Raw genomic sequence first — 7,673 nt, 5'->3', positions numbered from 1 at the left:
TCACCGTCGACCTGCCCGACGGCTGGGCGAACAGCGAGACGCTCATCGCCAACGTCCCCGCCACCGCACCCCTCACCACCCCGCACACCCTGCGGTCGTGGGAAGCCCGCGTCCACCGATGCCGTACCACCTGACCCCCGCACCCCACCCCACAGACCGCCCGGCCATCCGGCACCGGGGAGCCTGACCGAATCCCCCGGTTTGCGCCTTGTAATGAACTCGTAATGCCCCCGCTCGCCCTTGGCGTGACCGGACCCCTTACGCTTCGTAAGCCCTCGCCCCAACAGCACCAACGCGAGGCGGCACACTCATCTCTTCCCTGTTCCCGTGGGGTGGCTCAGCCAGGACGGGCAGCAGGAAGCACAGCAAGCAAATGGGGAAAACGATGTCCACCGACGTCCGCACGTCCGCGCCCGCCGGCGCTCCTTCCAGCCCGGTCGTCACCTGGCTGCTCACTCTGGTGACCTTCGGCATCTACTGGCTGGTCTGGTACTACAAGGTCAACAAGCAGGTGAAGGCGATCGACCCGACCATTGAGGTCAACCCCGGCATGGCGGTCGTCGCCATCACCCTCGGCTCGTTCCTGATCGTCCCGCCGTTCGTCTCCATCGTGAAGACCGGCTCCCGCATCGCCCAGGCGCAGCGCGCCGCCGGCGTGACCTCCGACTGCTCCGGCGTCGTCGGTCTGCTGCTCGGTTTCGTCCTCGGCCTGACCCCGCTCTACTACCAGAGCAAGCTGAACACGGTCTGGGCCGACCGCGCCTGATCCGCCGCCACACACGTGGCGCAGGTACGCGGGGAGGGGCCGGGAGAGCGAAACGCTCTCCCGGCCCCTCCCCGTTTTCCGTTCCTCCGCCGCCGATGCGGGCGTGACACTTTGACGACAACTCCTGGAGCGCGTCCCGTACGGCATTAGGCTCGGGGCCGTGAGCAGCGAGGTGGCGGGGGACGCGGTGGCGGCGGGCGGGGCGCGGTACCGCCGGGAGGAAGTGGCCCGGGCGGCCGGTGTGAAAGTCCGCAATCTGCGCTACTACCAGGAGCGCGGGCTGCTGCCCCCGCCCCGCCGGGAGGGCCGGATCGCCTGGTACTCCGACGACCACCTGGCCCGGCTGCGGCTGATCGACGACCTGCTCGGCCGCGGTTACACGGTGAACGGCATCGCCGAGCTGCTGGCCGCCTGGGAGCAGGGTGGTGGCATCGATCAACTCCTCGGCGTGAAGCGGGAGATGACCCGCGACTGGGTGCACGAGGAGCCCGTCACGATGGACCTGGCCGAGCTGCGGGAGCTGTTCGGCCCGGCGGCGACCCCCCAGGACACCCGGCGGGCCGTCGCGCTGGAGTACGTACGGGTCGACGGGGACACCGTCACCTTCCCGAACCGGCGGCTGCTGGAGGCGACGCTGACGCTGCTGCGGCAGGGGGTGCCGCTCGCGGAGATCCTGGACGCCGGGGGCTTCGTCCACGCTCAGGCGGCGGCGCTCGCGGACCGGTTCGTCGCCCTGTTCCGGCGGCATGTGATCGGCCCGGAGGGCCTGGAGCGGCTTTCGGCCACGCAGTTGGATCACATCGCGGAGGCGGCAGCGGCGCTGCGCCCGGTGGCGGGTGAGGTCGTGGCCGCGGAATTCGCGCGGGCGATGGCCCGGAGGGTGGAGGCGGAAGTCGCCGCGCTGCTGCGTACGAGGCAGTAGGACTTGACCGAAAGGCGGCGTTCGCACAACCTTGCCAACCGTCATTGGCACTCTTACATTCGACTCCACGGTCGTACTGACGAGTAACGACCGGATGCGACCGGGACGCACCGGACCGCACGGGTTCGTACCGGATCGCGCCGACCCCACCCACCCAAGGGGAATCTGTCATGGAACACGACTTAGACGAGGGCCGGGTGAGATGGCGGCGCTTCGCCGTCCTGACGGTCCCGGCCGTCGCCGTCACCGCCGGCCTCGGTATCGCTCTCGCCCAAGGAGCGCTCGCCGCCTCCTTCGCCGTGTCGGGCCAGCAGTTCAAGGTCTCCGCCAAGAGCCTGACCGGCGAGGGCTTCGCCCAGTACGGCAGCGTGGACGTCACCGCCCGGGAGGAACTCATCCCGGTGGCGGTCACCGCCATCAAGGAGGCCGAGCTCAACAGCCTCTGCCAGTCGGTGGTCACCTCGCTCCCGGTGATCGGCGACATCTCGCTCAACCTGACCGCAGGTCAGAAGACCCCGGTCGAGGCGACGGACCTCTTCGTCGACGCCACCCAGCTGTCCGGCAACGCGACCTTCACGAACATCGAGATCGGCCGCGACGCCTCCACCCTGGACAAGGGCCCGGCCGACGCCCAGGGCATGCAGGACATGTTCGCCCAGCAGGCCGACACCGTCAGCATCACCGATCTGCGGCAGACGGCGTGGGCCACCAACGCCGGCACCTTCAAGCTCTCCGGCCTGAGCATGAAGATCAACAAGGGCAAGAAGGAATGCTTCTGAGCCGGACGCGGTTCCGGCGGTGGCGCCGCAGCCGGCCGTTCTGGGGCGGACTCGCCGCCGTCCTCGCCGGGGCCGAGATCTGTGTCCTGCCGCTCGCTCCGCTGAAGGTCATGCTCACCCAGGGCGTGGCGGGGATCCCGTCCGTCCTGATGGGCCTCGTGATGATCGTCCTCGGTGTCTCCGTCTGGTTCGCCCCGCACTACCGGGCACTCGCCGGGGTGCTCACCACCCTCATCGCCACCGCCGCGCTCGTGCTGTCGAACCTCGGCGGGTTCCTCGTCGGGACCCTGCTGGGCATCCTCGGCGGCGGCCTCATGTTCGCCTGGCAGCCGCGGACCCCCCGGCCCGGCACATCGGCCGGAGCCGACGGGACCGCGGAAACCGCAACGCCCGCACCGCACGGAACTCCCTCCTCCACACCGCTCTCCGATCCCCAAGGAGCACAGCCATGAGCCGCACACGCGTCACCCTCGTCCTCGGGCTCGCCGCCGCCGGCGCGCTGACTTTCGGCGCTGCGTCCGCCACCGCCGCACCGTTACCCTTACCGGCGGCCGGCTCGACCACCGTCACCCCGGCCGGCCACGCCTTCAAGGCCACGCTCAGCGGCAAGGCCACCCTCAAGGCCGGCTCGGTCACCGTGACCTGCTCGGTCTCCGTGTCCACCGGCACCGTCCCGGCCGCTCCCGGCAACCACAACCCGGCCGGCCCGGTCTCCTCGCCCATCTCCGCCCCGACGTACAGCTCCTGCACCTCGAGCATGCCGGGCGTGACCCCGACCGTCACCACCAGCGGCGACTGGAAGGTGTCCATGCAGAACGGGTCTCCGGTCACGGCCACCATGACCGTCCCGGCGGGCGGCCTCGTGGTCAAGACGACCGGGCTGGCCACCTGCACGGTCGTCACCGCGCCCACCGCCGCGGCGAGCGTCCCCGGCTCCTGGACCAACGGCGCCCCGTCCTCGCTGGCCTTCACCAACGCCTCGGTCCCGGTCAAGGTGACCGGCGGGTTCGGCTGCCCGACCAGCGCGACGAGCTCCACCTTCAACGCCGTCTACACGGTGGCGGACATCACCGACCCGGCCCAGCAGATCGCCGTGGCACCGTAGTCCCGAAGCCCCTTCGCTCGGGGCGGGGAGATGCTGGGCGCGCCCGTCGCCGGACGGACACCGGTCCGGGTCCGTACGCCGTACGGCTCGCCCGGCATCTCCCGGCCGGCACCCCGGCATCTCCCCGGCCGGCTCCCCGGCCGGGAACCGGGCGGCCACCACCCGCCCCCCGTACAGGAGGCACGGCCGGCCGCAGAGGAAGACGGCCAGGCCGGGGCCGTGCGGCACCAGCCGGCCGGCGGCGGCCCGGCCCCGCATCAGGGCCCGGCGCGCAGGGCCAGCCGTACACCGTCCTCCGCCGCCGCGCCCCGCGCCCAGGCGGTCGCACGGGCCAGTGTTCCCAGTGCTTCGCGCACCGGCGTTCGGTGGCCGTGTGGGCGTCGCGGAACGGACGCAGGCCGGTCCAGCGCCACACCGGTGTCCTGCCGCAGCCGGTGGGCCGCCCCTATGCGGGCGTTTCCAGCCCCCGGACCAGCCCCCAGCTGTCACCGATGGCACGCCGCCGCCCCAAGGCCTCCCGCAACGGGGCCGGCGCCAGGGCCGGTTCCCCGTGCCGCAGTTCGGTGAGTCCGGCGCACCACCGGGCCCAGCTGCGGGCCCACTCCGCACCGCCGGCGAGCGGGGCCCGCTGCGGGCCGTCGGCTCCACCAACTCCCGCTGCCCGTCCAGCACTCACCCCGCAGACGGCCCTCGCCCCGACGACGCCGGTCCGTCCGGCATCACCGGGCCGGCGCACGCGTGCCCGTACATCCTGAGGGCAGACGGCACAGGAGGACATCGAGGAGGCGGCATGGCGAAAACACCCGACGTTCTGTACGCCCGCATCGGACAGGAAGTGGCCGGCCGGGCCGAACAGCTGTGGGGGGTGGCTCTGGAGCTGCACCGCTCGCCGGAGCTCGCCTTCCAGGAGCACCGGGCGGTGGAGGTGCTGACCGGGCACTTCGAGCGGGAGGGCTTCCTGGTCGAGCGTGACGTGGCGGGCCTGCCCACGGCGTTCGTCGCCCGGACCGGTGACGGCGCCGGGCCCTGCGTCGCGTTGCTGCTGGAGTACGACGCCCTGCCGGAACTCGGGCACGCCTGCGGGCACAACTTGATCGCTTCGGCGGGACTCGGCGCAGCTCTCGCGCTGCGCGGTGCGCTCGGACACGTGGGCGGCACGCTCCTCGCGATCGGCACCCCCGCCGAGGAGGGCGGCGGCGGCAAGGTCACCCTGACCGACGCGGGAGTCTTCGAAGGCGTCGACGCGGCCCTGATGTTCCACCCGGGCGTGCACACCTGGTCATGGGCGCCATTGACCGGGCAATGCCAGGTGAGAGTGGGTTTCCACGGTCGTGCGGCGCATCCGACGGGGAACCCGGCCGAGGGGATCGACGCGCTGGCGGCACTCATCCAGCTGTTCAACACTCTCGCTGTACTGAGCCGGCGTCTGCCGCCCGGATCACACATCCAGGGCGTGGTGACGGACGGTGGCAAGGCCACCAACATCGTGCCGGCGTTCGCCGAGGGCCTGTTCGGTCTCCGGGGCGCCACCACGGCGGCGCTGGACGACCTGGTCGCCGAACTGGCCGGCTGCGCCGAAGGGGTCGCGCACTCCACGGGCACCACGGTCGACACCACCCGGGAGACCGCCGGGTACGAGCACTTCCGGAACAACGACGTGCTGTCCAGCCGGTTCGCGGACCACCTCGCACGGGCCGGCGTTCCCGTCCGGGAGCCCGCCCCCGGGGTGTATCTCGGTTCCTCGGACATCGGGAACGTCAGCACTCGCGTCCCGGCCGTCCACCCGTTCGTCGCGATCATGGACGAGACCGGTTCCGACCACACCCCGCAGTTCGCCGAGGCCGCCGCCGGCGCCCGCGGGCGAGAAGCCATGCTCGCCGCGGCGCAGGCCCTGGCCTGTACCGCGGCGGACGTCCTGCTCGTTCCAGGGGTTTCGGAACGTGCCTGGCAATGCCTGCGCGAGAAGGCCGACGCGGGCCTGTAGAACCGCGCAAGCGACTCCGGCGACCGTGGGCTCCGGGAAACCGCCGGCTGCCGCCTCCTTTCCGGCTTCACCCGCACGGCCGCACCCGGAGCGGCGCATCGTTTTCTCCCGGGAGCCAAGGGCAGGCGCACCGTATGGACCATTCAGAAGCGCCCGTACTCGAAGCTCTGGCCGCCTACCACGCCGAGAAACAGACCCCGTTCACTCCGCCGGGCCACAAGCAGGGGCGAGGGGCCGACCCCCGTGTCCGCGCGGTCCTGGGTGACGCGGTCTTCCTTTCGGACGTACTGGCGACCAGCGGGCTGGACGACCGGACATCGTCCAACGGCGTCCTGGAACACGCGCAGGCCCTCATGGCGGACGCCGTCGGGGCCGAGCACACCTTCTTCTCGACCTGCGGCAGTTCCCTGTCGGTCAAGGCGGCCATGCTGTCGGTGGCAGGGCCGCACGAGAAGCTGCTCGTGGGGCGTGACGCGCACAAATCCGTGGTCTCGGGGCTGATCCTGTCGGGCATCCGGCCCATCTGGGTCACGCCGCAGTGGGACCCGCAGCGTCACCTGGCGCACCCGCCGTCCGCGGAGGCGTTCGAGGCGGCCTTCGCCGAACACCCGGACGCGAAGGGCGCGCTCGTGACCACGCCCACGCCGTACGGCACCTGTTCGGATCTCTCCGCCATCGCGCAGGTCTGCCACAAGCGGGGCAAGCCGCTGATCGTGGACGAGGCATGGGGGGCGCACCTGCCGTTCCACCCCGCGCTGCCGGCCTGGGCCATGGACGCCGGAGCCGATGTCTGCGTCACCTCCGTGCACAAGATGGGCTCAGGGCTGGAGCAGGGTTCGGTCTTCCATCTCCAGGGCGATCTGATCGAGCCCGAAGTACTGAAGAGCCGTGAGGACCTCCTCGGCACGACAAGCCCTTCCGTGCTCCTGTACGCCGCCATGGACGGATGGCGGCGCCAGATGGTCGAGCACGGCCACGCCCTCTACGAGGACGCGCTCGCCCTCGCCGCGTCCGTACGGGCCCGGATCGGCGGCATCGACGGCATGCGCGTACACGGGCGGGACGACTTCTGCGGGCCCGGCCGCGCGGCCGACATGGACCCCCTCCAGGTCATCATCGACATCACCTCGCTCGGCACGACCGGTTACCGGGCGGCCGACTGGCTGCGTGAACACCACCAGATCAACCTCCACCTGTCCGACCACCGCCGCATCAGCGCCCAACTGAGCCACGCCGACGACGAACACACCGCACAGACCCTCCTCTCGGCCCTGCGGGACGTCGCCGCGCACGCGGACGAACTGCGGCCCGCGCAGACGGTCGAGGTTCCGGACCCCCGCCGGCTTCAGCTCGAACAAGTGCTGCTTCCGCGCGACGCGTTCTTCGGGCCGACGGAACAGGTGCCGTGGGAGAAGGCGATCGGCCGGGTCACCGCCGAAATGCTGACCCCGTACCCGCCCGGCATTCCCGCCGCGCTGCCCGGCGAGCGCCTCACCACGGACGTCCTTCGCTATCTGCGCACCGGCATCGACGCCGGCATGGTCGTACCGGACGCCGCCGACACCGAGGTCGGGAGCGTACGCGTCGCCATCGAGGACTGAACCGGACCTCACCCCTCTCGCGCTCTCCCCCCATGGCGGGGCGGAAGCGGTACCCGGCTGTCACCGGCGCCGGCCCGGCGCGGGACTTCGCGCACCGGCCGATCCGGCCGTCCGGAAGATTGTGTTGCATGAGGGCGCATGGGGCGGGAACACGTACAGCACCCAAGAGTGTCTGCGGGAGGGACTGTAGTGGTGTTGAAGCCGGAGCCGCGCCGTGTGAGGACTCTGCTTGCCCGGTACGCGAGCGCGCGCATCGCGCTCGCGGAGAAGGCTGATGAGGCGTGGCAACGAGAGCTGGCAGACGTCACCTACACGCTGTGCGTGGTGACCGGGACCCGCTCGATCACCGATGCGATCGCGGCTGCCGACGAGATCCTGGAAGCGGCCAGGCAGCCCGAAGAGAGCCTTCCCGAAGAGGACCTTCAGGCACCACTCGCACCGGACACCACCCTCGCGGCCTGAGCCGCCGTGCCGCTGCCCGCGTTCTCTGCCGGAACCCGCCTCCCCGTCGTTCTC

Annotated in this window: 8 protein-coding genes; all 8 read left to right on the top strand. The window is 71.4% G+C overall.

Going from position 1 to position 7,673, the window contains the following annotated elements; genetic code table 11:
* The first annotated feature begins 385 nt into the window (after positions 1 to 385).
* The 8 genes from ACWD0Y_RS16465 (at position 386) to ACWD0Y_RS16430 (ending at position 7,619) form a co-directional block, all read left to right on the top strand.
* Positions 386 to 766 (top strand): DUF4234 domain-containing protein, encoded by a 381-nt coding sequence (locus ACWD0Y_RS16465; protein WP_450261033.1) that lies wholly within the window; start codon positions 386 to 388, stop codon positions 764 to 766.
* A gap of 160 nt (positions 767 to 926) precedes the next feature.
* A complete protein-coding gene (locus tag ACWD0Y_RS16460) occupies positions 927 to 1,688 on the top strand; it encodes a MerR family transcriptional regulator (RefSeq protein ID WP_450261032.1) in 762 nt (253 codons plus the stop codon).
* A gap of 170 nt (positions 1,689 to 1,858) precedes the next feature.
* Positions 1,859 to 2,467, top strand: coding sequence for a DUF6230 family protein (locus ACWD0Y_RS16455; protein WP_450261031.1), 609 nt, complete (start codon positions 1,859 to 1,861; stop codon positions 2,465 to 2,467).
* Positions 2,458 to 2,919 carry a DUF6114 domain-containing protein gene (locus ACWD0Y_RS16450; RefSeq protein WP_450261030.1) on the top strand — a complete coding sequence of 154 codons (462 nt, stop codon included), beginning with the start codon at positions 2,458 to 2,460 and terminating at the stop codon, positions 2,917 to 2,919. Before ACWD0Y_RS16455 ends, ACWD0Y_RS16450 begins: the two co-directional genes overlap by 10 nt.
* Entirely contained in the window at positions 2,916 to 3,572 is a 657-nt protein-coding gene (locus tag ACWD0Y_RS16445; protein ID WP_450261029.1) for a hypothetical protein, read from the top strand. Before ACWD0Y_RS16450 ends, ACWD0Y_RS16445 begins: the two co-directional genes overlap by 4 nt.
* 790 nt (positions 3,573 to 4,362) lie before the next feature.
* Positions 4,363 to 5,556, top strand: a complete 1,194-nt coding sequence (locus tag ACWD0Y_RS16440) for an amidohydrolase (protein WP_450261028.1) — start codon at positions 4,363 to 4,365, stop codon at positions 5,554 to 5,556.
* 134 nt (positions 5,557 to 5,690) lie between these two features.
* Positions 5,691 to 7,157 carry an aminotransferase class I/II-fold pyridoxal phosphate-dependent enzyme gene (locus ACWD0Y_RS16435; protein ID WP_450261027.1) on the top strand — a complete coding sequence of 489 codons (1,467 nt, stop codon included), beginning with the start codon at positions 5,691 to 5,693 and terminating at the stop codon, positions 7,155 to 7,157.
* 138 nt (positions 7,158 to 7,295) lie between these two features.
* Positions 7,296 to 7,619, top strand: coding sequence for a DUF5133 domain-containing protein (locus tag ACWD0Y_RS16430; protein ID WP_450261026.1), 324 nt, complete (start codon positions 7,296 to 7,298; stop codon positions 7,617 to 7,619).
* Positions 7,620 to 7,673: the final 54 nt, after the last annotated feature.

The organism is Streptomyces altiplanensis, assembly GCF_053591575.1.
Note: the sequence above shows the minus strand (reverse complement) of the source record. Positions and strands in the feature narration are given on the sequence as shown.

Excerpts from the sequence above, each read along its gene's own strand:
- ACWD0Y_RS16465 (WP_450261033.1), top strand. The coding sequence starts at position 386 with ATGTCCACCGACGTCCGCACGTCCGCGCCCGCCGGCGCTCCTTCCAGC.
- ACWD0Y_RS16455 (WP_450261031.1), top strand. The coding sequence starts at position 1,859 with ATGGAACACGACTTAGACGAGGGCCGGGTGAGATGGCGGCGCTTCGCC.
- ACWD0Y_RS16450 (WP_450261030.1), top strand. The coding sequence starts at position 2,458 with ATGCTTCTGAGCCGGACGCGGTTCCGGCGGTGGCGCCGCAGCCGGCCG.
- ACWD0Y_RS16445 (WP_450261029.1), top strand. The coding sequence starts at position 2,916 with ATGAGCCGCACACGCGTCACCCTCGTCCTCGGGCTCGCCGCCGCCGGC.
- ACWD0Y_RS16440 (WP_450261028.1), top strand. The coding sequence starts at position 4,363 with ATGGCGAAAACACCCGACGTTCTGTACGCCCGCATCGGACAGGAAGTG.
- ACWD0Y_RS16435 (WP_450261027.1), top strand. The coding sequence starts at position 5,691 with ATGGACCATTCAGAAGCGCCCGTACTCGAAGCTCTGGCCGCCTACCAC.
- ACWD0Y_RS16430 (WP_450261026.1), top strand. The coding sequence starts at position 7,296 with ATGGGGCGGGAACACGTACAGCACCCAAGAGTGTCTGCGGGAGGGACT.